This window comes from Cloacibacillus sp. An23, from assembly GCF_002159945.1.
GTDB lineage: Bacteria > Synergistota > Synergistia > Synergistales > Synergistaceae > Caccocola.
In genome coordinates this window covers 1-511 of the sequence record NZ_NFJQ01000030.1, presented here as the reverse complement: position 1 = coordinate 511, position 511 = coordinate 1, and the positions used below count along the sequence as shown (strand labels likewise).

The following is a 511-nucleotide window of genomic DNA, read 5'->3' as shown; positions in this document are numbered from 1 at the left end:
CAGGCACTTTGTCTCTGTGGAGTACAGGGCGTTCTGCATGGAATTATCATCCTGGCGATTGTGTACGTGGCGTGAGCACAACCGCAGATAAAATATATACCATAAATACAGCCACAATCAGAGTAGTAGCCATCGGCAAATGGAAATAAGGAGGAAAAACAAATGTTGACAAACCGTAATATAAACGGGGGGGGGGGCGCTCCCCGGTAATGTCAATCTTATAGTTATCATAAAGGAGGCCGCGCGCCATGCCGACTAAATTAGTATTGCAGCAGCGCGGCGCGGACGGCCTCAATACTGCGGCGGAACTTCCGGCGCTCGAGAACGGCAAGATAGATATATCGCAGCTGCCGGTCGTAGGCGAGAGCGGCGCGGCTATAATCGCGCGCGGAAGCAACGCCAACGGCGAGTGGGTGCGGTGGGAAGATGGGACGCAGGTGTGCTATGGAGTGTATAACCATAACTTTAACACAACTGATGTAGAGCAAGAGATAACTATTACTTTTCCTGC

The 511-nt window shown here is 51.3% G+C and carries 1 protein-coding gene; it reads left to right on the top strand.

Features of this window, described 5'->3' with window-relative positions; translation table 11 throughout:
• Window positions 1-248: 248 nt before the first annotated feature.
• A partial coding sequence (locus B5F39_RS13940; protein ID WP_204245137.1) for a hypothetical protein occupies window positions 249-511 on the top strand: 263 nt, incomplete at its 3' end.